The 24,253-nt window shown below is 72.8% G+C and carries 18 protein-coding genes; 14 read left to right on the forward strand and 4 right to left on the reverse strand.

Annotation, left to right across the window (positions count from 1 at the left end):
* The first annotated feature begins 5 nt into the window (after nt 1-5).
* Genes atpD through ACZ4TW_RS13225 form a run of 4 tightly spaced genes read left to right on the forward strand, consistent with a single transcriptional unit; the run spans nt 6 to nt 3,064 of the window.
* Nucleotides 6-1,463: a F0F1 ATP synthase subunit beta gene (gene atpD / locus ACZ4TW_RS13210; protein WP_465543188.1), complete on the forward strand. Its 1,458-nt coding sequence runs from the start codon at nt 6-8 to the stop codon at nt 1,461-1,463.
* Nucleotides 1,464-1,465: 2 nt separating this feature from the next.
* Nucleotides 1,466-1,726, forward strand: coding sequence for a F0F1 ATP synthase subunit epsilon (locus ACZ4TW_RS13215; protein WP_067947101.1), 261 nt, complete (start codon nt 1,466-1,468; stop codon nt 1,724-1,726).
* 10 nt (nt 1,727-1,736) lie between these two features.
* Nucleotides 1,737-2,309 (forward strand): P-loop nucleotide/nucleoside kinase family protein, encoded by a 573-nt coding sequence (locus ACZ4TW_RS13220; RefSeq protein ID WP_465543189.1) that lies wholly within the window; start codon nt 1,737-1,739, stop codon nt 2,307-2,309.
* Entirely contained in the window at nt 2,309-3,064 is a 756-nt protein-coding gene (locus tag ACZ4TW_RS13225; protein ID WP_465543190.1) for a YaaA family protein, read from the forward strand. Before ACZ4TW_RS13220 ends, ACZ4TW_RS13225 begins: the two co-directional genes overlap by 1 nt.
* A 16-nt stretch (nt 3,065-3,080) precedes the next feature.
* Here ACZ4TW_RS13225 and ACZ4TW_RS13230 read toward each other — a convergent pair whose 3' ends face one another.
* Nucleotides 3,081-3,689 carry a DNA-3-methyladenine glycosylase I gene (locus ACZ4TW_RS13230; RefSeq protein WP_465543191.1) on the reverse strand — a complete coding sequence of 203 codons (609 nt, stop codon included), beginning with the start codon at nt 3,687-3,689 and terminating at the stop codon, nt 3,081-3,083.
* Complete coding sequence (locus ACZ4TW_RS13235; RefSeq protein ID WP_465543192.1) at nt 3,686-4,177, reverse strand: methylated-DNA--[protein]-cysteine S-methyltransferase; 492 nt, start codon at nt 4,175-4,177, stop codon at nt 3,686-3,688. Before ACZ4TW_RS13235 ends, ACZ4TW_RS13230 begins: the two co-directional genes overlap by 4 nt.
* Before the next feature lie 200 nt (nt 4,178-4,377).
* Here ACZ4TW_RS13235 and ACZ4TW_RS13240 point away from each other — a divergent pair, with 200 nt between their 5' ends.
* Nucleotides 4,378-5,589, forward strand: coding sequence for a DUF4192 family protein (locus ACZ4TW_RS13240; protein WP_465543193.1), 1,212 nt, complete (start codon nt 4,378-4,380; stop codon nt 5,587-5,589).
* A 69-nt stretch (nt 5,590-5,658) separates the two neighbouring features.
* Here the strand turns inward: ACZ4TW_RS13240 and ACZ4TW_RS13245 are convergent, their stop codons facing one another.
* Complete coding sequence (locus ACZ4TW_RS13245; RefSeq protein ID WP_465543194.1) at nt 5,659-7,131, reverse strand: aspartate aminotransferase family protein; 1,473 nt, start codon at nt 7,129-7,131, stop codon at nt 5,659-5,661.
* 31 nt (nt 7,132-7,162) lie between these two features.
* Complete coding sequence (locus tag ACZ4TW_RS13250) at nt 7,163-7,645, reverse strand: Lrp/AsnC family transcriptional regulator (RefSeq protein WP_465543195.1); 483 nt, start codon at nt 7,643-7,645, stop codon at nt 7,163-7,165.
* A gap of 165 nt (nt 7,646-7,810) precedes the next feature.
* On the opposite strand from ACZ4TW_RS13250, the gene ACZ4TW_RS13255 reads away from it, so the two are divergent.
* The 9 genes from ACZ4TW_RS13255 (at nt 7,811) to ACZ4TW_RS13295 (ending at nt 23,970) form a co-directional block, all read left to right on the forward strand.
* Nucleotides 7,811-9,241: an aminobutyraldehyde dehydrogenase gene (locus tag ACZ4TW_RS13255; protein ID WP_465543196.1), complete on the forward strand. Its 1,431-nt coding sequence runs from the start codon at nt 7,811-7,813 to the stop codon at nt 9,239-9,241.
* A gap of 29 nt (nt 9,242-9,270) precedes the next feature.
* Nucleotides 9,271-10,434, forward strand: coding sequence for an FHA domain-containing protein (locus ACZ4TW_RS13260; protein WP_465543197.1), 1,164 nt, complete (start codon nt 9,271-9,273; stop codon nt 10,432-10,434).
* The gene (locus ACZ4TW_RS13265) at nt 10,431-11,240 is read left to right on the forward strand and encodes a PP2C family protein-serine/threonine phosphatase (RefSeq protein ID WP_465543198.1); all 810 of its coding nucleotides are present in this window, start codon (nt 10,431-10,433) and stop codon (nt 11,238-11,240) included. The genes ACZ4TW_RS13260 and ACZ4TW_RS13265 overlap by 4 nt, the downstream gene beginning before the upstream one ends.
* Before the next feature lie 124 nt (nt 11,241-11,364).
* On the forward strand, nt 11,365-12,777 hold the full coding sequence (locus tag ACZ4TW_RS13270; protein WP_465543199.1) for a serine/threonine-protein kinase: 1,413 nt from the start codon (nt 11,365-11,367) through the stop codon (nt 12,775-12,777).
* On the forward strand, nt 12,777-18,653 hold the full coding sequence (locus ACZ4TW_RS13275) for an Ig-like domain-containing protein (protein ID WP_465543200.1): 5,877 nt from the start codon (nt 12,777-12,779) through the stop codon (nt 18,651-18,653). Before ACZ4TW_RS13270 ends, ACZ4TW_RS13275 begins: the two co-directional genes overlap by 1 nt.
* A 19-nt stretch (nt 18,654-18,672) precedes the next feature.
* On the forward strand, nt 18,673-19,644 hold the full coding sequence (locus tag ACZ4TW_RS13280; RefSeq protein WP_465543201.1) for an AAA family ATPase: 972 nt from the start codon (nt 18,673-18,675) through the stop codon (nt 19,642-19,644).
* Nucleotides 19,641-21,011, forward strand: a complete 1,371-nt coding sequence (locus tag ACZ4TW_RS13285) for a DUF58 domain-containing protein (protein WP_465543202.1) — start codon at nt 19,641-19,643, stop codon at nt 21,009-21,011. The genes ACZ4TW_RS13280 and ACZ4TW_RS13285 overlap by 4 nt, the downstream gene beginning before the upstream one ends.
* The gene (locus ACZ4TW_RS13290) at nt 21,008-23,353 is read left to right on the forward strand and encodes a transglutaminase TgpA family protein (protein ID WP_465543203.1); all 2,346 of its coding nucleotides are present in this window, start codon (nt 21,008-21,010) and stop codon (nt 23,351-23,353) included. Before ACZ4TW_RS13285 ends, ACZ4TW_RS13290 begins: the two co-directional genes overlap by 4 nt.
* The gene (locus ACZ4TW_RS13295) at nt 23,350-23,970 is read left to right on the forward strand and encodes an FHA domain-containing protein (protein ID WP_465543204.1); all 621 of its coding nucleotides are present in this window, start codon (nt 23,350-23,352) and stop codon (nt 23,968-23,970) included. Before ACZ4TW_RS13290 ends, ACZ4TW_RS13295 begins: the two co-directional genes overlap by 4 nt.
* Nucleotides 23,971-24,253 lie beyond the last annotated feature (283 nt).

The raw sequence follows: 24,253 nt of genomic DNA on the forward strand, positions 1-24,253 counted from the left end.
AGAACATGACTGACACCGCCATCGCGCCAGTCCCGAGCCAGACGGGCGCCGCGGGCCGTATCGCCCGCGTGACCGGCCCGGTCGTCGACATCGAGTTCCCGCACGACTCGATCCCCGACATCTACAACGCGCTGAAGACCACGATCACGATCGGCGAGGCGGCGACCGAGCTCACGCTCGAGGTCGCGCAGCACCTCGGCGACGACCTCGTCCGCGCGATCGCGCTGAAGCCCACCGACGGGCTCGTGCGCGGCCAGGAGGTGCACGACACCGGCGCGCCCATCTCGGTTCCCGTCGGCGACGTGACCAAGGGCAAGGTGTTCAACGTCATCGGCGATGTCCTCAACGCCGAGCCGGGCGAGCAGGTCGAGATCACCGAGCGCTGGCCGATCCACCGCAAGCCGCCGAGCTTCGACCAGCTCGAGTCGAAGACGCAGCTCTTCGAGACCGGCATCAAGGTCATCGACCTGCTCACGCCGTACGTGCAGGGTGGCAAGATCGGCCTGTTCGGCGGTGCGGGCGTCGGCAAGACCGTCCTCATCCAGGAGATGATCCAGCGCGTCGCGCAGGACCACGGCGGTGTCTCGGTGTTCGCCGGTGTCGGTGAGCGCACGCGTGAGGGCAACGACCTCATCCACGAGATGGAGGAGGCGGGCGTCTTCGACAAGACCGCCCTCGTCTTCGGCCAGATGGACGAGCCGCCGGGGACGCGTCTGCGCGTCGCCCTCTCGGCACTCACCATGGCGGAGTACTTCCGCGACGTGCAGAAGCAGGACGTGCTCCTCTTCATCGACAACATCTTCCGCTTCACGCAGGCGGGTTCCGAGGTGTCGACCCTGCTCGGCCGCATGCCCTCCGCGGTGGGCTACCAGCCGAACCTCGCCGACGAGATGGGCATCCTGCAGGAGCGCATCACCTCGACGCGCGGCCACTCGATCACCTCGCTGCAGGCGATCTACGTGCCCGCCGACGACTACACCGACCCCGCGCCCGCGACGACCTTCGCGCACCTCGACGCGACGACCGAGCTCTCGCGTGAGATCGCGTCGAAGGGTCTCTACCCCGCGGTCGACCCGCTGACCTCGACCTCGCGCATCCTCGACCCCCGCTACCTGGGCGAGGACCACTACCGCGTGGCGACGACCGTCAAGCAGATCCTCCAGAAGAACAAGGAGCTGCAGGAGATCATCGCGATCCTCGGTGTCGACGAGCTCTCCGAGGAGGACAAGATCACGGTGTCGCGTGCGCGCCGCATCCAGCAGTTCCTCTCGCAGAACACCTACATGGCGAAGAAGTTCACGGGCGTCGAGGGTTCGACCGTCCCGCTGAAGGACACCATCGAGTCGTTCGACGCGATCGCCCGTGGTGACTTCGACCACGTCGCCGAGCAGGCCTTCTTCAACGTCGGCCCGATCTCCGACGTCGAGGAGAAGTGGGCGAAGATCCAGAAGGAGAACGGCTGATCATGGCCGCCCTCAACGTGAGCGTCGTCTCGGCCGACCAGGAGGTCTGGTCGGGCGAGGCGGCCATGGTGGTGGCGCGCACGGTCGAAGGCGAGATCGGCATCCTGCCGGGTCACGAGCCCATGCTGGCCATCCTCGCCGGCGGCGAGGTGCGCGTCACCCTGCCGGGCGGCGAGAAGATCACCGCGAACGCGGAGGACGGCTTCCTCTCGGTGCAGTCCGACGCCGTGCAGGTCGTGGCCTCGCGGGCCGCACTCGCCTGAGAGGACGCGGATGCAGGGGGAGCAGCCGTTCGACCGCCAGTTCGGCGACCTGAGCGTCACCCAGCTCATCGTCATGGCCGGGTTGCCGGGCGCGGGCAAGTCGACGATCGGTGAGATCGTCGGCGCCCGCCTCGGCGCCACGGTCGTGTCGGTCGATCCGATCGAATCGGCGATCCTCCGAGCGGGTATCGACGCCGATCAGCCCACTGGACTCGCGGCGTACCTCGTCGCCGAGCAGATCGCCGAGAAGGAGCTCGACTCCGGCCGCACCGTGATCGTCGACGCGGTCAACGCCGCGGAGTCGGCGCGTCTCCAGTGGCGCGACCTGGCGGAGCGGTCCGACGTCCGGTTGCGCGTCATCGAGGTGGTCTGCTCCGATGCCGGGGTGCACCGGGCGCGGCTCGAGAAGCGCGAGCGGAACCTTCCGCACCTCGACGAGACGACGTGGCGGGCCGTGGAGCAGAGCCTCGAGGGCTACGCTCCGTGGACCGGCCCGTCTTCGGCCCTGCCGCGAGTCACCATCGACAGCGCGCAGTCGCTCGGCACGAACGTCGAGGCCGCGCTGGCCTTCATCGCCGCGTAGTGCTGGTCCTGCTGCCGCCCTCCGAGACCAAGCGCGACGGTGGGGACGGTCCCGCGCTGAGCCTCGTCGGGCTCACATTCCCCGGCCTCATCGAGCCGCGCCGCGCGGCGCTCGAGGCCCTTTCGGGGCTGGCGGCCGACGCCGACGCCATGATGCGGGCACTGAGGCTCGGTCCTCGGCAGGCGGCCGAGGTCGACCGGAATCGGCGCCTCGGTGAGGCGGCCACGATGCCGGCGGTCGACCGGTACACCGGTGTGCTCTACGACGCACTCGACGCTCCGACGCTCGACGAGGATGCGCGGGCGTATGCGGCACGGCACCTCGCGGTGCATTCGGCCCTGTTCGGGTTGGTCGGCGCGGGCGACCCCATTCCCGCGTACCGGCTCTCGCACGACTCGCGGCTTCCGGGGGTGCGGCTCAAGGCGCTGTGGCGCGGGCCGATCGCCGCCGAGCTCGACGCCGTCCCGGGGCTCATCGTCGACCTGCGTTCGGAGGGATACGTGGAGCTCGGGCCGGTGCCGACGCGCGACGATGCGGTCTTCATCCGGGTGGTCTCGGTCGATGGGACGGGTCGCCGCCGGGCGCTGAACCACTTCAACAAGCGCACGAAGGGGCTCTTCACCCGCGCACTGCTCGAGGATCGCCCGGAGCTCGGCGACCGCGATGATCTCATCGAGTGGGCGCGCACCCGCGGGTTCGGGCTCGAGCTCGGATCGCCGGGAACTGCGGCGCACGAGCTCGAACTCGTCGCCTGATCGGAGCCCCGGTCGCTCAGGCGACCGCCGACGTGGGCCCGCCCGCCGCGCGGAAGCACCCGGCGAGGTGATCGTCGACCATTCCGGTCGACTGCATCAGGGCGTACATGGTCGTCGGGCCGACGAAGCGGAAGCCGTGCGTGCGGAGGGCCCGGCTCATGGCCGCCGATTCCGGCGTCGTGGCGGGCACCTCGGTGAACGAGACGGGAGCGGCTCCGCGCGGCGGGGGAGCGAAGCCCCAGAGCAGTTCGTCGAGCGGTCGGTCGAGTGCGAGCGTTGCGCGCGCGTTCGCGATGGTCGCCTCGATCTTGCCGCGGTGCCGGATGATGCGCGCATCGCCGAGCAGCCGCTCCACGTCGGCTTCGGTCATGGCCGCGACCCGTTCGGGGTCGAATCCGTGGAACACCTCGCGGAACGCCTGCCGCCGCCGGAGGATGGTGATCCACGAGAGCCCGGCCTGGAACCCCTCGAGGCACAGCTTCTCGTAGAGGCGGGTCGGATCGTGCTGCGGCCTGCCCCATTCCTCATCGTGGTAGCGGCGGTACTCCGGATCGGAGGCGCCCCAGGCGCAGCGTGCCACGCCGTCGTCGCCGACGACGACCTCGGGGCGGGTCGGGCCGCTCACGCGGCGAAGCCGATGCGCTCGTGGGCCAGCAGCCACAGCTTGGTGGGAACGCCCTCGCCGCCCGAGTAGCCGGTGATGCGCCCGTCGGAGGCGAGGACGCGATGGCAGCCGACGATGATGGGCACCGGGTTTGCGCCGACGGCACCCCCGATCGCACGCGCCGAACCGGGCCGCCCGACCGCGGCCGCGAGCGCGCCGTAGGACGTGGCTTCGCCCCACCCGAGGCGGGCGAGTTCACCCCACACCGCCTGCTGGAACGGCGTGCCCACCAGCCGGACGGGGATGTCGAAGCTCGTGCGGGCGCCCGCGAAGTACTCGAGGAGCTGGTCGCGCGCCGACTCCAGCACGGCGTTCGGGCGCTCGGGGAAGTCGTCGTGGGGGAGCGTCCCGTCGCGTTCCATCGTCAGGGCGGTGAGCCGCTCCTCGTCGGCGAGGAGTTCGATGCGCCCGACGGGGCTCTCGAAGCGGAGGAGGTATGGGGAGGTCATGCTTCGAGGGTAGCCTCGGCCTCCGTCATGGACTGGCGGGAATCGGACACTGCGGAAGGTGGGACGGAACCGGACATGTCGAGGACGAGTCGACCGCGCCTCGCCTCCACCCGTCCTCCACACGCCCCGGGGGTCGACCGACTCGGCACGCGGTTGCGCCGACGATCGAGGGAGCCCATCCGGTCCGCGACGCTTCCGGGATGACGACGATCATCCGCGCCAGTGCGGCGCACGACTTCCTCGCCCTCATCCCGACCCTCGTGGGCTACCGCCCCTCCCGTTCCCTGCTGTGCGTGGCGTTCGAGGGCAACCGCACCGCAGGTGTGTTCCGACACGACCTGCCCCACGGCGCGGCCGGCCGTGATGCCCTCGTCACCGCGCTGGTCGGGACCCTCTGCCGCATGGTCCACGTCGATGCGGCGGTGCCCATCGCCTACACCGACGAATCGTTCGCCGGCGGGATGCCGGAGCGCGCGCTCCTCGAGCACCTGGTCCGGCAGGCCGAGGCGGCCGGCTTCCTGGTGCGCGACGCCCTCTGCGTCGCGGCGGACGGCTGGGGCTCGCTGCTCGACGACGCGCTGCCCGAGGGCGGCCGCTCCCTCGAGCTCGTCGACGCCAGCCCGGTCACGCGCCATCCCGAGGCGGTGCGCGATCCCGCGGAGTCCGCCGCGGCGCTCGTCCGCATCCCCGAGGCCGATCCGGCGCTCGCCCGCCGCATCGACGACGTGCTCGCCTCGCTTCGGGCCCCCGGGTTCGACGTCGTCGCGGAGGACGATCATGGAGTCGGCGATGACCCGGCCGTGCCGGTGCCCGAGGCGCTCCTCGACCTCGATGACGTCATCGGCGACGCGCTGGATCCGCTGGTGGCCGGCGAACTGCTCGCCCGTGGGAACGCAGGGCGGTCGCCCGAGATGCTCGCCTGGCTGGTGCACCTCGCCGCGTGTCCGGTGTTCCGCGATGCCATGATGCTGCAGGTCGCGTTCGGACCCGTCATCGGCGAGCTGGCCCTGGACGCCGCGGAGGACGCGCACCGCGGCGATGCGATCGGCCCCGAGGTGAATCGTGACCCGGGTGAGGCAGGGGAGTCGACCGAGGCGTTCCTCTCGAGGCTCCTGCTCGGGCATGCGAGCGTGCGTCCCGACGTGGACCGCATCGAACGCGCACTCGAGACGCTCGTCGTCGCCATCGCGAACTCGCCGGCGCCCGAACGAGCCGGGGCGGCCTGCGTCGCCGGATGGCTCGCCTGGGCGCTCGGCCGGGGCTCGTCGGCGGGCGCGCTCGTCGAGGCGGCCCTCGAGGCCGACCCGGATCTCACCATGGGCGGGCTGCTGCACCGGTTCATCGGCAGCGGGGCCATGCCCGAGTGGGCGTTCAGCCCGGCGATCCCGTCGGCCGCCGGCCGCGCCCGGTGACGCGGCGCGAATGCGACGGGCCGGGGCCGGGTGGCGCGACGCGCCCCCCGACCCCGGCCCTTCCGGCGATCAGACGCGCGCGGGCACCAGCAGGTGCTCGCCGCCGTGGCGGTGCCCGCGGAACTCCGCCGCGCGGTTCGTCGCCTCGGTGAGCACCCCGCGCAGGATCTGCTCGATCTCCTGGAACTCGGGCACGCCGATGGTCAGCGGCGGCGCGAGCTGGATGACGGGGTCGCCGCGGTCGTCGGCGCGGCAGTAGAGCCCGGCATCGTAGAGCGCCTTGGAGAGGAAGCCGCGGAGCAGGTGCTCGGACTCCTCGTCGTTGAAGGTCTCGCGCGTGGCCTTGTCCTTCACCAGCTCGATGCCGAAGAAGTACCCGTCACCGCGCACGTCGCCGACGATCGGGATGTCGAGCAGCTTCTCGAGCTCGGCCCGGAAGAGCGGCGAGTTCTCGCGTACCCGCTCGTTCAGGCCCTCCTCCTCGAAGATGTCGAGGTTCTCGAGCGCGACCGCGGCCGAGACCGGGTGCCCGCCGAACGTGTACCCGTGGTAGAACGAGGTCGTGCCCGTCTTGAACGGCTCGTAGATCTTCTCCGAGATGATCGTGGCGCCGATGGGGGAGTAGCCCGACGTCATGCCCTTCGCGCACGTGATCATGTCGGGAACGTAGCCGTAGGCGTCGCACGCGAACATGTGGCCGATCCGGCCGAAGGCGCAGATGACCTCGTCGGAGACGAGGAGCACGTCGTACTGGTCGCAGATCTCGCGCACCCGCTGGAAGTAACCGGGAGGGGGCGGGAAGCACCCGCCCGAGTTCTGCACCGGCTCGAGGAAGACCGCCGCGACCGTCTCCGGGCCCTCGAACAGGATCATCTCCTCGATGCGGTTGGCGGCCCAGATGCCGAAGGCCTCGAGCTCCTCGGACGGGGCGCCGACGTCGGCCGCGCGGTAGAAGTTCGTGTTGGGGACGCGGAAACCGCCCGGCGTGAGGGGCTCGAACATCTGCTTCATGGCCGGGATGCCGGTGATCGCGAGGGCGCCCTGCGGCGTGCCGTGGTAGGCGACCGCACGCGAGATGACCTTGTGCTTGGTGGGCTGGCCCTTGAGCTTCCAGTAGTACTTGGCGAGCTTGAACGCCGTCTCGACCGCCTCGCCTCCGCCGGTCGAGAAGAAGACGCGGTTGAGGTCGCCGGGTGCGTACCCGGCGAGCCGGTCGGCCAGCTCGATCGCGGCGGGGTGGGCGTAGGACCAGATCGGGAAGAACGCCAGCTCCTCGGCCTGCCGGGCCGCGACCTCGGCGAGGCGGCGGCGCCCGTGCCCGGCGTTGACCACGAACAGGCCCGAGAGGCCGTCGAAGTACTCGCGCCCGTGGATGTCGTAGATGTGGTGGCCCTGACCTCGTGTGATGATCGGGACGCCGTGCTCCTCCATCGTCGACTGACGCGCGAAGTGCATCCAGAGGTGGTCCTTCGCCTTCTGCTGCAACGCGGCGTCGTCGAGGCCGACGCTGCCGCGGCTGGTCGCCGAATCGAGGGTGGTCATGGGGGATCTCCTTTCGGGGCGGGCCCGCGGCTCAGCGGGTGCCCCAGTTGTAGAACTGCTTCTGCAGCTTCAGGTAGACGAACGTCTCGGTCGTCTGCACGCCGTCGAGTGCGCGGATGCGGGAGTTGAGCAGCGTGATGAGCTGCTCGTCGTTCTCGCACACGACCTCGGCGAGCAGGTCGAAGCTGCCCGCGGTGAGCACGACGTAGTCGATCTCGGGGATCGCCGCGAGCTCCTCGGCGAGCACGCGCGTGTCGCCCGCAGCGCGGATGCCGATCATCGCCTGGCGCGTGAAGCCGAGCTGCATCGGATCGGTCACCGCGACGATCTGCATCACGCCCGCCTCGGTGAGCCGCTGCACGCGCTGGCGCACGGCCGCCTCGCTCAGCCCGACCGCCTTGCCGATGTCGGCGTACGAGCGACGACCGTCGGCCTGGAGCTGCTCGATGATCGCCTTGGAGACGTCGTCGAGCTGCACCGGCCGGTGGTTCGTCGGGCGGGGCGCGTTCGTCATGCGATCGATCATGACAGTCGGGCTTGCCGATGACAAGGGATTCCGTCGATTCGTGGCTGATTCGCAACTGATTCCATTGTAGTGAGCCTTCCGCCGGGGCGCCGGGTGTGCGAACATGGTCGCCATCTCAGACCCCCGCACCCACCCCGCACCCCGGAGGACCCCGTGCCCCAGACCCTGCGCAACTTCATCGACGGCCGATTCGTCGACGCCCGCGGCGACGAGGCGCTCGAGCTCGTCGACCCTGCCACCGAGGAGGTGTACGGGCACGCGCCGATCTCGACCGCTGCGGACATCGACGACGCGTATGCGGCCGCCGGCCGCGCGTTCGAGGCGTGGGGCCAGACCACGCCGGCCGAGCGCCAGCTCGCCCTGTTCCGCATCGCCGACGCCATGGAGCGGCGCGCCGAGGAGTTCGCCGATCTCGAGTGCCAGGACACGGGAAAGCCCCGCGCGAGCCTCGTCGCGGACGAGATCCTCCAGTCGGTCGACCAGCTGCGCTTCTTCGCGGGCGCCGCGCGCAACCTCGAGGGGCGGGCCGCGGCCGAGTACCTCGCCGGCCACACGTCGTTCGTCCGCCGCGAGCCCATCGGCGTCATCGGCCAGGTGACCCCGTGGAACTATCCGCTCAACATGGCGGTCTGGAAGATCGCGCCGGCCATCGCGGCGGGCAACACGGTCGTCGTGAAGCCCTCCGACACGACGCCGCTGTCCACGCTCAAGCTCGCCGAGGTCGCGGCCGAGTTCCTGCCGGCCGGCGTGCTCAACGTCGTCACCGGCGATCGCGCGACCGGCGCCGCGCTGCTGCAGCACGCGACGCCCCGGATGGTGGCCATCACCGGATCGGTGCGCGCGGGCATGGAGGTCGCTCGTGCCGCCGCCGCCGACCTCAAGCGCGTCCACCTCGAGCTCGGCGGGAAGGCGCCCGCCATCGTGTTCGACGACGTCGACCTCGCCGCGGCCGCGGAGGGCATCGTCGCGGCCGCGTACTTCAACGCCGGCCAGGACTGCACCGCCGCCACCCGCGTCCTCGTGCACGAGTCCGCGCACGACGACCTGGTCTCCGCGCTCGTCGAGGCGGCACGGGCGAACGCGCGCACCGGGGGCCCGCGCACCGACGGCGTGTTCTACGGTCCCCTCAACAACCCGACGCAGCTCGCCCACGTGTCGGGTGTCATCGACCGCCTCCCCGACCACGCCGACATCGTGACGGGGGGTCGGCGCCAGGGCGACCGCGGGTACTTCTGGGAGGCGACGGTCGTCACGGGTCTCCGGCAGGAGGACGAGGTCGTGCAGCGCGAGGTCTTCGGTCCGGTGCTGACCGTCCAGTCCTTCCGCGAGGAGCGACAGGCGCTCGCCATGGCCAACGGCGTCGACTACGCGCTCGCCGCCTCGGTGTGGACCCGCGACCACGCGCGCGCCATGCGGTTCGCCAAGCACCTGGACTTCGGCTGCGTCTGGATCAACACGCACATCCCGTTCGTCTCCGACATGCCGCACGGCGGGTTCAAGCACTCCGGATACGGCAAGGACCTCTCCAACTACGGCTTCGAGGACTACACCCGCATCAAGCACGTGATGAGCAGCATCGGCTGACCGCCCGCCGTGGTGCCAGACTGGACCCCATGGTGGTCGGAGCGGTGCGCAGCAGGGTCGAGCCGGATGCGCCGCAGTGGGATGCCGTCGTGGGCGAGCGCTTCATCGCGGCCGTCGCCGCGCCGGCCCGCGATCGGGTGCTCACCGCGCTCGCCGAGGCGGCGTCGGCCGACGGGATCGAGCTCGAGGAACTCGTGGCGCGCATCCCCATCGGTCCGCAGGGTGCCGACGACTTCGCGCTCGTCTGGTGGCCCGAGTCCGGCGACCCCGTCACGGCGATCGTGCGCGGCGACGCCGTCGTCGACCTCGCTTCGCCGGGCGGCGCGCGTCGGCTGGACTCGCGCGGCATCACGCCATGGCACCTCGCCGAGTTCACCGCCGTGACGAGGGTCCGCATCGCAGGCCAGGCCTCGCCGCTCGAGGCGGTGCGGCAGGCCGGGCTCCGGGGCGATCCGGTGCCGTCGCGGCGCGCGTCCTTCCGTGCGGCGGCGGTCGAGTGGTCGTGGCGCGAAATGCCGTCCGGTTCGGGCCCGGTCGCCGGCGACCCCGATGCCGACACGGTGCTGAGCGGTAACCGCCCGCCATCGGGCGGGCCCAGGCCCGGAGCGATCGACGCACGGCCGAACGCCGAGGGCCCGTCGACGGTGCCCATCCGGATCGTGGTCGACGACACCATCCGCTACGTCCGCGGCGACGCCGCCGAAGCCGACACCGTGATCTCGGCCGGGCTGCGCGCGCACGACGATCGGGATGACGGATCGGCCGACGACGACGTGCGAGCGGATGCCGCGGCATCCGTCGACCGGCGCGTCGCCGTCGCCCGGTACCGCGTCGGCGGCGGCGAGTCCATGCCGATCGAGGTTCCCGTCTACCTCGGCCGCAATCCGAGCGCTCCGCGCGTGGCGACCGGGCCGGTGTCGCTCGTCCGGGTCGACTCGCCGACCGGCGTCGTGTCGTCGACGCACCTCGAGCTGCGCGCCGAGGGGCGCCGGCTCGTCGCGACCGACCTTCGCTCGACGAACGGCACCGTGGTGCGCTCGGCCACCGGGACGCGGCGACTCCGGCCCGGCGAGTCGCTGGTGGTCACGCCCGGCACCACACTGGAGCTCGGAGGAGAGTCGGTCGTCGAGATCCTCCCCGCCGTCGACGGCGTCGAGGCGACATCCGGGAACGGACAGGGGGGAACCACGTGACGCAGATCGGCAACGGCAACAGCCGGCACGCCGTGACCCTGCCCGACGGCACCGAGGTCACGCTCTCGTGGGCGGCCGCGACCGACACGGGACTGCGCAGGGCCGTCAACGAGGACAGCTTCGTCGCGCAGGCCCCGGTGTTCGCCGTGGCCGACGGCATGGGCGGGCACGCCGCGGGCGACTTCGCGAGCGCGGCGGTCGTGACCCGGCTCGCCGAGCACGGCGGCAAGTCGTCGGTCGGCACAGCCGACATCGACGGCTCCCTCCGGCTCGCGGTCCAGGACATGGGCCGCGGCGCAGGGGTGACCGACGAGGGCAGCGGCACGACCGTCACCGGCGTGGCGCTCGGCGTGATCGGCGACGAACCCGCCTGGATCGTGTTCAACATCGGCGACTCTCGCGTCTACCGCCTCGTCGGCGGCGTGCTCGAGCAGCTGACCGTCGACCACTCCATCGTGCAGGAGCTGGTCGACGCCGGGCAGATCACGCGCGAGGAGGCCGACACGCACCCGCACTCGAACGTCATCACGCGCGCCGTCGGCTTCCACGAGGCACCGATCCCCGACTACCGGGCGATCGCGCTCGAGGAGGGCATGCGGCTGCTCGTCTGCTCCGACGGGCTCACCAAGGAGCTCACCTCCTACGGCATCCGGCACTTCCTGATCTCCGGCCGCCGGCCCGAGCAGGCGGTGCGCCAGCTCGTCGAGGCCGCGGTCGGCAACGGCGGCCGCGACAACGTCACGGTCGTCGTGGTCGACGTGCTGCGGGTCGTCCGGCGAGAGCACGCCGAGGCCGCCGGGGCCTGAGCCGGGCGCGCGCACGCGCGGCCTCGGCAGCGCCTGGGGACAGCCTGCATGCGAGGCATCCGTCGACCCTACAATTGGGGGGCGGTGCGCCGCACCCGAGGACACCGACGACGCTGGGAGGAACGTGTCGAGGCGACTGCCGTCAACGCCGCCGAACCTGCCCGGCTTCTCGTTCATCCGCGTGCTCGGATCGGGCGGCTTCGCCGACGTGTTCCTCTACGAGCAGAACATGCCGCGTCGCCTGGTCGCCGTCAAGGTGCTCCTCGCCGAGGTCGTCAACGATGAGGTGCGGCAGATGTTCCAGGCCGAGGCCAACCTCATGGCGCAGCTGTCGAGCCATCCGTCGATCCTCACGGTGTACCAGGCGAGCGTCGCCGCCGACGGCCGCCCGTACCTGGTCATGGAGTACTGCTCCGCGACGCTCGGGCAACGGTACCGCGCGGTGCAGCTGCCGATCGCCGAGGTGCTCTCGATCGGGGTCCGGGTCGCCAGCGCGGTCGAGACCGCGCACCGGCAGGGCGTGCTGCACCGCGACATCAAGCCGTCGAACATCCTCACGACCGCCTACGGGCACCCCGTGCTCTCCGACTTCGGCATCGCGTCGACGCTCGGCCAGGCCGAGGCGAGCGACGCGGTCGGCCTCTCGGTGCCGTGGTCGGCGCCCGAGGTGCTGCTCGACGAGGTCGCCGGCACGGTGGCGAGCGAGGTCTGGTCGCTGGGGGCGACCGTGTACTCGCTGCTCGCAGGCCGCAGCCCGTTCGAGGTGCCCGGCGGAGACAACGGCACGATGGCGCTCGTCGCTCGGATCGAGAAGGCGAAGCCTCCGCCCACGGGCCGCGCCGACGTCCCGGCCAGCCTCGAGGCGGTGCTCTCGCGGGCCATGTCCAAGCGGCCGTCCGCGCGCCAGGCGAGCGCGCTCGAGTTCATCCGCGACCTGCAAGCCGTCGAGGAGGAGCTCGCGCTGCCCCAGACGCCGCTCGAGGTCGCGATGGACGACTGGGCGATCGCGACGGCCGTCGACCTCGACGAGCGAACCCGCATCGGGGCGGGCTCGACGGTCGGTCCCGAATCGTCGCGGCGGCGTCGGCGCCGGTCGGCGACCGTCACGCGATCGTCCGCGCACACGGGCGACTCCCGCTCGCACGGCTCCGCCTCGAACCGCGCGGGAGGCGCGCCGCCCACCACGCGGCGCCTCCTCATCGGCGTCGCGGTCGCGGCGGCGGTGTTCGTTGCCCTCGTCGGGGCCGGCCTCCTCACGCTCGTCCGCGGCGCCGGCACCATCCCGGTGGTCACCGACGTCAGGGCCGAGACGGATGGCACGGCCGTGGTCTTCTCCTGGGACGATCCCGGCGGACTCCGCCAGGGCGACGCCTACGTCGTGACCGTCGACGGCCGGGAGTGGCCGCCGCAGCGCGAGGCGACCCTCTCGGTGACGGCCGAGGAGCCCGGCCGGGTCTGCGTCAGCGTCACGGTCTCACGTGACGGCAAAGCGGGCGCGCCGAGCGCCGAGCGGTGCGCCGAGGTCGAGGTTCCGTGATGGACGTGCGGGGGATCTGGCGTCGGCGTCGCTCGGCGCTGATCACGGGCGCGTCGATCGGCACGGTGGTGGCGGTCGTCGCTGGGATCGCGGCGGCATCCGGGGGCTACACCGCGCAGCGCGTCGACCTCGGCGATGCGGCCGTCTGGGTCGCCAACGACACGTTGCAATCGGTCGGCCGCGCGAACACCGCGCTGCTCGAGCTCAACACCGTGGTCGAGACGGGCGGGACGCGGGCCGAGGTCGTCCAGCAGGGCTCGACGGTGCTCGTGCTCGATCCGGGCCGCGCGAGCGTGGGGATCGTCGACCCCACGACGTCGACGGTCACCGACACGGTCGCGGTGCCGCCCGACGAGGCGGCGCTGGCCCTGACCGGTGACGACGTCGTGGTGACCTCCGACGGCGGCCTCTGGGTGCAGCCCATCGGCGAGTTCGGCGCCTTCCACAGCGAGGACGAGCCCGCGCTCTCCTTCGGACGGCAGTCGGTGGTCTCGGTCGACGACGCGGGCCGCATCCTCGCCTTCACGCCGTCGACCGGCCAGGTCGCGCGGGTCCTCGTCGACGACCCCGACTCGATCGACGCGACCTGGCGGCTCGACCGGCTGGAGGAGCCCGCCGAGGCCCAGATCACGTCCGTCGGCGGACGATGGGCCGTGCTCGACGAGCGCAGCCGCCTGCTGCAGCTCGAGGGCGATCGCAGGGTCGACCTCTCCGACCTCGTCGACGACACCGACGAGCCGGTGCTGCAGCGGCCCTCGCTCGACGGCGACGGCGTCGTCGTGGCCACGCGCGAGCTCCTCATCGAAGTGCCGTTCGACGGGTCCGACCCGGTGGTGCTGTTCGACGAGGCCTCGGGCGCGCCCGCGACGCCGGTGCGGCACGGTGCGTGCCTGCACGCGGCGTGGGGCGACGGGTCGGTCTGGCGAGCGTGCGGCGACCGACCCGGGAACGACGCGAAGCTCGAGAGCGCCCTGCGCGGCGCGTCGCTCGCGTTCCTCGCCAACGGCGAGTCGCTCGTCCTCAACGACCACCGCTCGGGGCGGAGCTGGGCGGCCTCCGGCGACTACGGCCTGATCGACAACTGGGACGACCTGCTCGCCATCGAGCGCGACGACGAGACCGTCGAGCAGAACGACCCCGACACACCGCCGGCGATCGAGAAGAGCCAGGTGGCGCCGGTCGCGGTCGACGACGCGTTCGGGGCTCGTGCCGGCCGGTCCACGCTCATGCCCGTGCTGCTCAACGACTACGACGCCAACGGCGACGTGCTGGTGATCTCGGGCGTCGAGGGCGACCTGCCTCCCGGCGCACGCCTCGACCTCGTCGCCGACCGGCAGCAGGTGCAGCTCACCCTCGACGACGCGGCGACCGGCACGTTCGCCGTGCGCTACGCGATCGACGACGGTCGCGGGGGCAGCGCGCAGGCGAACGTCGCCGTGACGGTCCGCGCGCCCGACGAGAACGCGCCGCCGCAACAGGTGCGCCAGAGCCGCGCCGTCGTGGAGGTCGCGGGCCGGGTCACCGTGCCGGTCCTCGGCGAGTGGGTCGACCCCGACGGCGATCCCGTGTTCCTCCGGTCCGCGGGCGTGGACGGTCCTGACACGGTGATCTCCACCGCCGACGGCGTCGTCCAGTTCGACGAGCACGACGGCGAGGGGGCGACCCGGCCGGTCTCCCTCGTCGTGTCCGACGGCCGCGACGACGGCGTCGGCACGCTCGAGGTGGCCGTCCGCGCGGTCGGCGAGGCTCCGCTCGTCGCCGACTCGTTCGTCGCCCTGGCGACGGTCGGCCAGGAGATCGTCCTCGAGCCGTTGCGGCACGTTCGCGGTGGATCGGGCGAGCCGCGGCTGTCCGCCGTGCCCGCGAAGCCCGAGGCGCGGATCACGCCCGACTTCGACGGCGGCACGTTCCGGTTCGTCGGCGAGGCCGTACGCACGCACTACCTCGAGTACACCGTGACGGATGGCGCGCAGACCGCGACCGGACGCGTCCGGGTCGAGGTGTCCGCGCCTCCCGCGCGCGACACCACGCCGATCACCGTGCCGCACACCGCGTTCCTCCGATCCGACCAGCCCACGGATGTCGACGTGCTCGCCACCGACATCGACCCGACCGGCGGCGTGCTGATCATCACCGCGACGGGCGAGGCGCCCGACGACCCCGGCGTGCGGGTCGAGGTCGTCGAGCATCGTGTGCTCCGCGTCACGCTCACGCGGCCGCTCGAGACGGGTTCGGCCACGTTCGGCTACCGCGTGAGCAACGGCCTCGCCGAGGCCGAGGGAGAGGTCACGGTCGTCCAGGTGCCCGAGCCCGACCTCCTCCAGCCGCCGGTGGCGACCGGCGAGAGCGCATCGGCCCGGACGGGCGACGTCATCGACATCGCGGTGCTCGACAACGACCAGCACCCCGATGGCGACGAGCTGATCCTCGCCCCCGACCTCGTCGAGGGGCCGCAGTCCGGGCTGCTCTTCACCGCGGGCGACCGTCTGCGCTACCACGCGCCCGACCAGCCCGGCGAGTTCACGGCGGTCTACCGCGTCGAGGGACCCGACGGCCAGTACGCGACCGCACCGGTGCGCATCACCGTCCGCGAGGCCGACGTGTCGACCAACACGGCGCCGGTGCCGCGTACCGCCACCGCGAGGGTCCTCTCGGGCGACACCGTCCGCATCCCCATCCCGCTCGGAGGCACCGACCCCGACGGCGACTCGGTCCAGCTGCTCGGGCAGGAGTCCAACCCCGAACGGGGCTCCGTCGTCGCGCGAGGCCCCGACTGGCTCGAGTACCGCGCCGGCGAGTACTCGGCCGGGACCGACGCGTTCTCGTACGCCGTCGTCGACGCGCTCGGGGCACGCGCGACGGGCACCGTGCGCGTCGGCGTGGCGCCGGCACTCGACGGCGCCCGCTCGCCGGTGGCCGTCGAGGATGTCGTCACGGCGCGCCCGGGCCGCACCCTCGTGGTCCGCGTGCTCGAGAACGACTCGGATCCCGACGGGTCGGCGTTGAGCGTCGAGTCCGTGGAGCCCGTGACCGACGGGGCGACCGCCGAGATCGAGGGGCAGACCGTGGTGGTCGACGTGCCCGACCAGGAGGGCCAGTACGGCTTCATCTACACGATCGAGAACGAACGGCTCGGTTCCGCGTCGACGTTCCTGCGGATCGAGGCCGACGCCGACGCGCCGCTCGCGCGGCCCGAGGCATCCGACGTCGTCCTCAACCTCGTCGACGTGCTCGACGAGGAACGCGTCGACGTCGACGTGCTCGAGGGCGTGTTCATCGCCGACGCCGACGCCGGCGACGCCGATGTCGCGCTGGTGCCCGGCTACGAGGACGGCGCTCGCGTGGCCGGCGACGGCACCATCAGCGTCGAGGTCCGCGATCGGCGCAGGATCGTGCCGTTCTCCGTCGGCCACCCCGACGACCCCGACCTGCGCGCCCACGCCTTCATCTGGGTGCCCGGCCGTGACGACGCGCTGCCGCAGCTGCGGCGCGACGCGCCCCAGGTCCGGGTCACGACCGGCGAGGAGGTCCTCCTCGACCTCGAGGACTACGTCGTCGCGGCCTCGGGTCGCCCGGTGCGCCTGACGGATGCCGCGACGGTGCGAGCCTCGCATGACGACGGCAGCGACCTCGTCGTCGATGCCGACACGATCCGCTTCCGCAGCGAGGAGGGCTACTTCGGGCCCGCGTCGATCTCCTTCACCGTGACCGACGGCGAGTCGGCCGACGCCCCCGGGGCGCGCACCGGGACGATCGTCATCCCCATCGACGTGCGACCGCAACCCGGCCAGCCGCCGACCTTCACCGGCGGCATGCTCGAGTTCGAACCCGGCCAGACGCGCTCGATCGAGCTCGAACGCCTCACCAGCCGCCCCGACGAGGACGGACCCGAACTCCGCTACAGCGTCGTCGGTCCGGTGCCCGAGGGGTTCGAGGCCGTGCTCGACGGCGACGAACTGCGCGTCCGCGCACTGGAGTCGACACGGCAGGGCACGCGCGCCACGATCACGATCGGCGTGGCCGCCGGCGACGTGCAGGGCACGCCGGGGCGCATCGAGCTGCGGGTCGTCCCGTCCACCCGACCGCTGGCCCAGCCGGCCCCCGACGACGCAGTGGCGCCGCGCGGCCAGACGACGACCGTCGACGTGCTCGCCAACGACGGCGCCGGCAATCCCTTCCCGGGCACGCCGCTCCGCGTGGTCGGAGTGCGCGGCCTGGACGCGGCGAGCCTGCCGGCCGGCGTCTCGATCACGCCGAGCGCCGATCGCTCGCAGCTCGCGATCACGGTGTCGCCGACCGCCGCACCGGTGAACACGACCATCCAGTACCAGGTCGCCGACGCGACCGGCGATCCCAGCCGCTACGCGTGGGGCAGTGCGACCATCTCGATCCAGGACCGACCCGAGCCGATCGCCGACGCGCGCATGACGGCGTTCCGGGACGGCGCGATCGACCTCGCGTTCGCGGCGGGCGCCGCGAACAACTCGCCCATCGAGGGGTACCGCATCGCCCTGCTCGACCCGTCCGGCGGCGAGGAGCTGCGCGTGTCCGAGTGCGTAGCCACCACGTGCACCGTGCCGACGCCCGGCAACGGGCCGGGCGCCGCGGTCGACGTCCGCATCCAGGCGCGCAACGGCATCGGCCTCTCCGATCCCGTGGAACTGCCGACGCCCGTCTGGTCCGACGTGATCCCGCCGGCCGCCGCCGGGTTGCGCGCCGTGCCGCTCGACGGCCGGCTCCGCGTCGAATGGCAGCCGGTTCCGGTCGGCTCGGGCAGCGACATCCAGTCCTACGTCGTCACCGTCGCCGGCTCGCCCGTCGAGATCCCGGCGTCGCGCGCCTGCACGGCGTCGCTCTGCTCCATGCAGTCGCAGGAACTCGTCAACGGCAGCACCGTCGACGTCACGGTGAGCGCGCGCAACGGTGCCTTCCCCGCGCTCGCCGCCTGGACAGAGACGAGCACGAGCGGCACGCCGTTCGGCTCACCCGTCTCCGGCGAGATCTCGGTCTCGGCCGACGCGGTCGCCGGCTCGGTCGTCGTGTCGTGGTCGCCCTTCGACGGCAACGGCGATGCGATGGGCGGCTACTTCGTGCAGCGACTCGTCGAGGGCGAGTCATCGGTGCCCACCGGCGCCCAGGCCTGCTCGGTCAGCTCGCCCGCACCCGGCACGGTCGCGGCCCCATCCGTCGGCGGCGTCGTCGCCGAGGTGGTGCGCGTTGGTCCGGATGCCGCGAGCGTGCAGTTCGCGGGCACGGCCACCGAGTCGGCGCGGTACTCCTTCATCGTCTGGGGCTACAACCGGGCCGGGTGCGTGCACACCGATGTCGCGAGCACCGTCGTGCGGCCCGCCCCCGGTGCGGTCGTCGACGTCCGGAGCACCATGGCGTGGCTGAACGCCGAGACCTGGGACCGCTACATCGACGACGTCGACGCCGGCACGCGGCGCCTGCAGATCATCGCCGTCGCTGCCGACGGCACGCGCATCGGCTCGCCGACCGACTTCGGCGGCTCGGGCTGGCTGCGGCAACTGCTCAACCGGCCCTTCGGCGAGACCGCGCGGTTCCAGGTGCGCTCGTGCTCGGTGTGGGGGTCGTGCGGCCCGTGGTCGCAGACCATGCCCTCGGGGGAGTCGCCCACGCTCACGTTCGCGCTGCCCGGTCGCGCGTACGACGCGGCGACCACGACGTGGTCGTGGACCGCCGATCCGGCGAACAACGGGCTGCCCGCGGCGTACCGGTGCGGCACCGAAGGCGATCGGGTCGGCCGTCAGGCCCAGTCCGCGACCTCCTGCCAGGTCCCGGGCGCCAAGGCCGGCGATGCGGTCTGGTTGGATGTTGAGGTCGCGGGCGTCACCGCGAGGTTCGTGGCGCGATGAGGCAACGGGAGGGGCACGCATGACCATGACTCCGGAGGACGCGACGCGGTTCGCGGCGAACCTGGATCGGCTCGTGGGCGCCGTCGAGGAGGTCCTCCTCGGCAAGAACCGCGTCATCCGGCTCGCGTTCACCGCGCTGCTCAGCGAGGGACACCTGCTGCTCGAGGACGTCCCGGGCACGGGCAAGACCTCGCTCGCGCGCGCCATGGCGCAGTCGGTCGCCGGCACGAGCAACCGGGTCCAGTTCACGCCCGACCTCCTGCCCGGCGATATCACGGGCGTCTCGGTCTACGACCAGCGCTCGGGCGTGTTCGAGTTCCACCCCGGCCCGGTCTTCGCGAACATCGTCCTGGCCGACGAGATCAACCGCGCGAGCCCGAAGACGCAGTCGGCGCTGCTCGAGGTCATGGAGGAGGAGCAGGTGACCGTCGACGGGCAGACGCACCACGTCGCACGCCCCTTCATGGTCATCGCCACCCAGAACCCGGTCGAGCAGGCCGGCACCTACCGGCTGCCCGAGGCGCAGCTCGACCGGTTCCTGATGCGCACCTCGATCGGCTATCCCGACCACGCGTCGACCATCCGCATCCTCGAGGGGACCGACCAGCGGGCGCACGACCAACGCGTCGAGGCCCGGTTGCGTGCCGACGAGATCATCGAGATGGCCGCGCTGGCCCGCACGGTCTACGTCGACCCGACGATCCACGACTACGTCTCCCGGCTGGTCGATGCGACCCGCACGGCCAAGGAGGTGCGGCTCGGGGTCAGCGTCCGCGGGGCCCTCGCGCTGGTCCGCGCCTCCAAGACGCACGCCGCCGGCCGGGGCCGGCATTACGTCGTGCCCGACGACGTGAAGGCGCTCGCCGAGCCGGTGCTCGCCCATCGCCTCATCCTCGACCCCGAGGCGGAGTTCGACGGCGTCACCGCGTCGAACCTGATCGCGCAGGTGCTCATCGAGACGCCGCCCCCGTCTGCGAGGCAGGCCGGGTGACGTTCCACACGCGTTCGACGATCCCCGAGGAGGCCGCGAGGGAGGGCCTGCTCGCGGTGGTCATCGAGCGCGCCGTCGTGGCGGCCCGCGCCGCGGCATCCGTCGTCGACCGCTGGACCGGCGCGGTGCGCGGCGTCGTCACGCCGCTCGGCTGGGGCGCGGTCGGCGGCGCGGTCGCCTCGCTCATCCTCGGGTACGGGTGGGGCTGGACCGAGCTCGTGACGATCGGCTGGGGGCTGGCCCTGCTCGTCGCGCTCGCCTCGGCGTGGCTCGCGGGCCGCGGCGCGGGCAGCATCGAGCTCACCCTGCCCGTGGACCGGGTCGCGGTCGGGGAGGCCGCAGAGGCGCGGCTGGTCGCCCACAACCCGGGCCGGCGGCGCTTCTCCGGCGCCCGCCTGGAACTGCCGGTGGGCCAGCGGGTGCTCACCCGCATGATCCCCGCGCTGCCGCGGGGCGGGTCGGTGGACGAGCGCGTGGCGATCCCGACCGAGCGGCGCGGCGTCATCCCCGTCGGGCCGGTCCGCACCGTGCGAGCCGACCCCGTCGGCCTGATGCGGCGCGAGATCGTCTGGTCGGGCGTGCGGATGCTGCACGTGCACCCCCGCACGGTCGCGGTCTCGCCGCTCAGCACCGGGTTCCTGCGAGACCTCGAGGGAACGCCGACGCGCGACCTGACGGTGAGCGACATCGCCTTCCACGCGCTGCGGGAGTACCAGCCCGGCGACGATCGCCGGTACATCCACTGGCGCAGCTCGGCCAAGACGGGGACCTTCATGGTGCGCCAGTTCGAGGAGACGCGCCGGAGCCGGCTCATGGTGCTCCTCGACCTCGCCGCCGATGCCTACGACGACTCCGACGACTTCGAGCTCGCGGTCAGCACCGCCGCGTCGCTCGGCGCCCGCGCCATCCGCGACGCCCGCAGCCTCAGCTTCGTGACCTCCGCGCCGGTGCGGTCCATCCCCGAGCGCACGCGCGCGGAGCGGGCCGAGCGGTCGCGCACGGCCCGGGCGCTCCCGCGCGGAGCTGCGATGCGCGAGCTGCCCACCGCGTCGCGGGACCGGCTCCTCGATGCGCTCTGCCTCGTCGAGGTCGACGAGCGCGCGACCGGCCTCGCCGACACCGTGCGGGCGGCGGCCGAGACGGTGACCGGCGTGTCCCTCGCCTTCCTCGTCACGGGAGCCGCCCGGACCGTCGCCGATCTCCGCGCCGCCGCCGCCCGGCTCCCGCTGGGCGTCGCCGGCGTCGTCGTGCGCTGCGCCGACGAGGGCGAGGCGAGCGCTCGCTCCGTCGGCGGCCTGTCGGTGTTCGACATCGGGTACCTGGACGACCTCCGGGCGATCCTCGCCAGAACGGCGTCGGTGGCATGAGCGGGCCGGCAGACCTGCGCCGGATCGACCCGGGCGCGACGGCGCGGATGCTGCGCGCCCGCCCTCGGGGACTCCGCGGGCAGAGCGCGCTGTCGGTCGCGGTCACGGTGGCCATGGTTGCCGCCATGCACCTCGCGGCGATGATCCCGTGGTGGCCGACGTACGAGAGCGGCGCCTTCGTGGTCGCGGCCGTCGTCGGCGTCGTCGCCGGGTGCGCCGTGGGCCTGCTGGGCGCCGCGTACGCGTGGCCGTCGTGGGCGGTCGCGTCGGGCATCGTCGGCGCCTTCCTCGTGCTCGGGGTGCCGGTGGCCGTGCCAGGCCGGGCGTACGGCGCCGTGCTGCCGACGGCGGAGGGCCTGGTCGAGCTCGTGACGGCGACGGCGCTGTCGTGGAAGCAGCTCGTGACGATCTCGGTGCCCGTCGGGTCGTACCAGGCGCTGCTGGTGCCGCCGTTCCTCCTGGGCCTGATCGCGTCGGCCGTCGCGGTGACGATCGCCCTGCGCACGCGGCGGCCGGCGTGCGCCGTCGTCCCGCCGGCCGTCGTCCTCATGGCGGGGATCGCGCTGGGGGTCGTCCACGACGACCTTGCGATCGAGGCGGGGCTCGCCTTCCTGCTCACCTGTGCGGCCTGGCTCGTCCGAGTGGCCATCGCGGAGCGGCGCAGCGCGGTCCTCGAGCGGCCCGGCGACGCCGCGATCGTCGACGTACGGCGGATCGTCGGCGCCACTGCCCTCACGGCCGTCGCGCTCGTCGGGGCGACGGCCGCCGCGTTCGCCGTGCCGCCCGGGCAACGCGACGTGATCCGCGCCGAGCTGCAGCCGCCGTTCGCGCCCGACGACTACGACAGCCCCCTCGCGGGCTTCCGGTCTGCGTTCGACCCCGAGGTCGCCTCGAACGAGATGCTCGCGGTGAGCGGACTCCCCGAGGGGGCGGGCATCCGCGTCGCGACGCTCGACACGTACGACGGCGTCGTCTACTCGGTCGGCGGTGGCGACGGCTCCGCGGCGTCCGGGCAGTTCGCGCGGCTGCCCTACCGCCTCGACCAGTCCGATACCCCCGGCGACCCCGTCCGCCTCGACGTCGACGTCCTCGACTACGACGACGTCTGGGTGCCCGGGGTGGGCCGGCTCGAGCAGATCGAGTTCGATCGGCTCCCACGCGGTCCGACGCTGGCCGAGGAGTTCCACTACAACGACGTGACCGGGACCGCCGGCGTCCGCTCCGGGCTCGAGCGAGGCGACGAGTACTCCGCGCGATCCGTGGCCGCGCTCGAGACCGTCGACCTCGCGACGCTCGAGCCCGGCGGCGCGGTCCTGCCAGACGTCCCCGAACTGCCCGACGAGCTCGCACGCCTGCTCGACGAATGGGCTCCCGCATCCGATCCGCAGGGCGTGCGCCTCGCGGCCGTGATCGCGGGATTCCACCGCGAGGGCTACGTCAGCCACGGACTCGAGGGCGAGGAACCGAGTCGCTCGGGCCACGCGATCGACCGGCTCGCCGAGCTCGCGACGGCGAAGCCGATGATCGGGGACGGCGAGCAGTACGCGGTCGCCGCCGCGCTCATGGCTCGCAGCATCGGATTCCCCGCGCGCGTCGTGGTGGGCTACCTCCCCGCGCGAGACGCCGAGCCCGTCGCCGGCGCGCGAGTGTTCCTGAGCAGCGACCTGCAGGCGTGGATCGAGGTCCAGTCCGACGAGGGAGCGTGGATCCAGGTCGACCCGAACCCGGAGCCGCGGGAGATCCCCGAGCGCCAGCCGGACGAGCCGACCATCGTGTCGCGCCCGCAGTCGGCGCTTCCGCCGCCCGAGGATCCGACGCCGGTCGACGACCTCGCTGCCGAGCCCGACCCCGGCGGTGACGATGCCGACGACGCGAACGAATGGCTCGTCGCGCTCATGGAGGTGCTCAGGACCATCGGCCTCGTGCTGGCGGTCATCCTGCTGTTCGCGACGCCGTTCGTCGCCATCATCCTCGCGAAGTGGCGACGCCGGCGACTGCGCCGTCGCGCCGCGACCGCGGTCGAGCGCATCGAGGGCGGATGGGAGGAGTTCACCGACACCGCGGCGGATTACGGCTATCCGATCGTCCCGACCGCCACGCGGGCGGAGCAGGCCGCGACCGTCGGGGGACTCGGGCCGCTCGTGCTCGCCGCGGTCGTGGACCGCGCCGTCTTCGCGCCGGACGGACCCGCGGAGGGCGACGACGACCGGGTGTGGACGGCGGTCGACGAACTGCAGCGCCGGCTCGCCGAGCCGCGCCGGTGGCGGGAGCGCCTCCGTGCCGCGGTCTCGCTCGGCTCGCTCGGCGGGTACGCTGGCTCGCGGAAGGGAGCCGGGTCGTGAACTGCCGGATCTGCGGGGCGGAGCTGCCCGAGGGCGCGATGTTCTGCGGCGAGTGCGGGAGCTCGACGTCGGCGACGCCCGAGTCCCGCCGACCGCTCGACCCGCGGCCGGGCGACACGTACGTCATGCACCGCTCGGAGAGCGGCGTCATCAGCATCCCCATCGAGGACCTGCCTCCGGTGGAGGACGAGCCGGCCGCGGTCGAGTCCGCTGCAGAGGACGCGTCGGGCGTCATGCCGGAACCGGCGGTCGAAGGGCCTCGTGCCTCGGAACCCCCGACCGCGCCCGACGCACCCCGCTTCGTGCTGACGTTCAGCACCGGCGAGGTCGTGACGGTGTCCGGCGACGGACTCATCGGACGCCGCCCGGTGCCGGAGCCCGGCGAGGCCTTCGCGCACCTCGTGCAGATCATCGATCGCGGTCTCTCGGTGTCCAAGACGCACCTCGAGTTCGGGGAGCACGACGGCGGGCTGTGGATCGCGGATCGGTACTCGTCCAACGGCACCGTCGTGCGCCGCCCGGGCGAGACCGGGTTGCGGTGCGAGCCGGGGCGCCGCGTGCTCGTTCCGCGCGGCAGCCGGGTGGAGATCGGCGAGCAGGCCTTCACCGTGGCCTGACGCCGGCCACGCCACCCATCCTCCCCAGTCGACCGCGGCGGCGTCGTCGACCCCCGTCGCGTCGGGGAACGGACCTGCGGCGGTCGTCGCTGCTGGAATGGGCGCGTGCTCGATCGCCCGACCCCCGCCGGCCCGGCGTCACTCGCGCTGCCCGCGCCCGCACCGCAGCCCGCCCGACCGGGGTTCCCGTGGATCGCCTCGATCGCCCCCGTCGTCGGTGCCGTCGCCATCTGGGCGATCACCGGATCGGCGTTCGCGCTGCTCTTCGCCGCGCTCGGTCCGC

The organism is Agromyces sp. NPDC029043 (assembly GCF_055564615.1).

What these genes read in the sequence shown, in the direction of transcription:
- atpD (WP_465543188.1), top strand. Translation starts at nt 6, where the DNA reads ATGACTGACACCGCCATCGCGCCAGTCCCGAGCCAGACGGGCGCCGCG.
- ACZ4TW_RS13215 (WP_067947101.1), top strand. Translation starts at nt 1,466, where the DNA reads ATGGCCGCCCTCAACGTGAGCGTCGTCTCGGCCGACCAGGAGGTCTGG.
- ACZ4TW_RS13220 (WP_465543189.1), top strand. Translation starts at nt 1,737, where the DNA reads ATGCAGGGGGAGCAGCCGTTCGACCGCCAGTTCGGCGACCTGAGCGTC.
- ACZ4TW_RS13235 (WP_465543192.1), bottom strand. Translation starts at nt 4,177, where the DNA reads ATGACCTCCCCATACCTCCTCCGCTTCGAGAGCCCCGTCGGGCGCATC.
- ACZ4TW_RS13240 (WP_465543193.1), top strand. Translation starts at nt 4,378, where the DNA reads ATGACGACGATCATCCGCGCCAGTGCGGCGCACGACTTCCTCGCCCTC.
- ACZ4TW_RS13245 (WP_465543194.1), bottom strand. Translation starts at nt 7,131, where the DNA reads ATGACCACCCTCGATTCGGCGACCAGCCGCGGCAGCGTCGGCCTCGAC.
- ACZ4TW_RS13250 (WP_465543195.1), bottom strand. Translation starts at nt 7,645, where the DNA reads ATGACGAACGCGCCCCGCCCGACGAACCACCGGCCGGTGCAGCTCGAC.
- ACZ4TW_RS13260 (WP_465543197.1), top strand. Translation starts at nt 9,271, where the DNA reads ATGGTGGTCGGAGCGGTGCGCAGCAGGGTCGAGCCGGATGCGCCGCAG.
- ACZ4TW_RS13275 (WP_465543200.1), top strand. Translation starts at nt 12,777, where the DNA reads ATGGACGTGCGGGGGATCTGGCGTCGGCGTCGCTCGGCGCTGATCACG.
- ACZ4TW_RS13280 (WP_465543201.1), top strand. Translation starts at nt 18,673, where the DNA reads ATGACCATGACTCCGGAGGACGCGACGCGGTTCGCGGCGAACCTGGAT.
- ACZ4TW_RS13290 (WP_465543203.1), top strand. Translation starts at nt 21,008, where the DNA reads ATGAGCGGGCCGGCAGACCTGCGCCGGATCGACCCGGGCGCGACGGCG.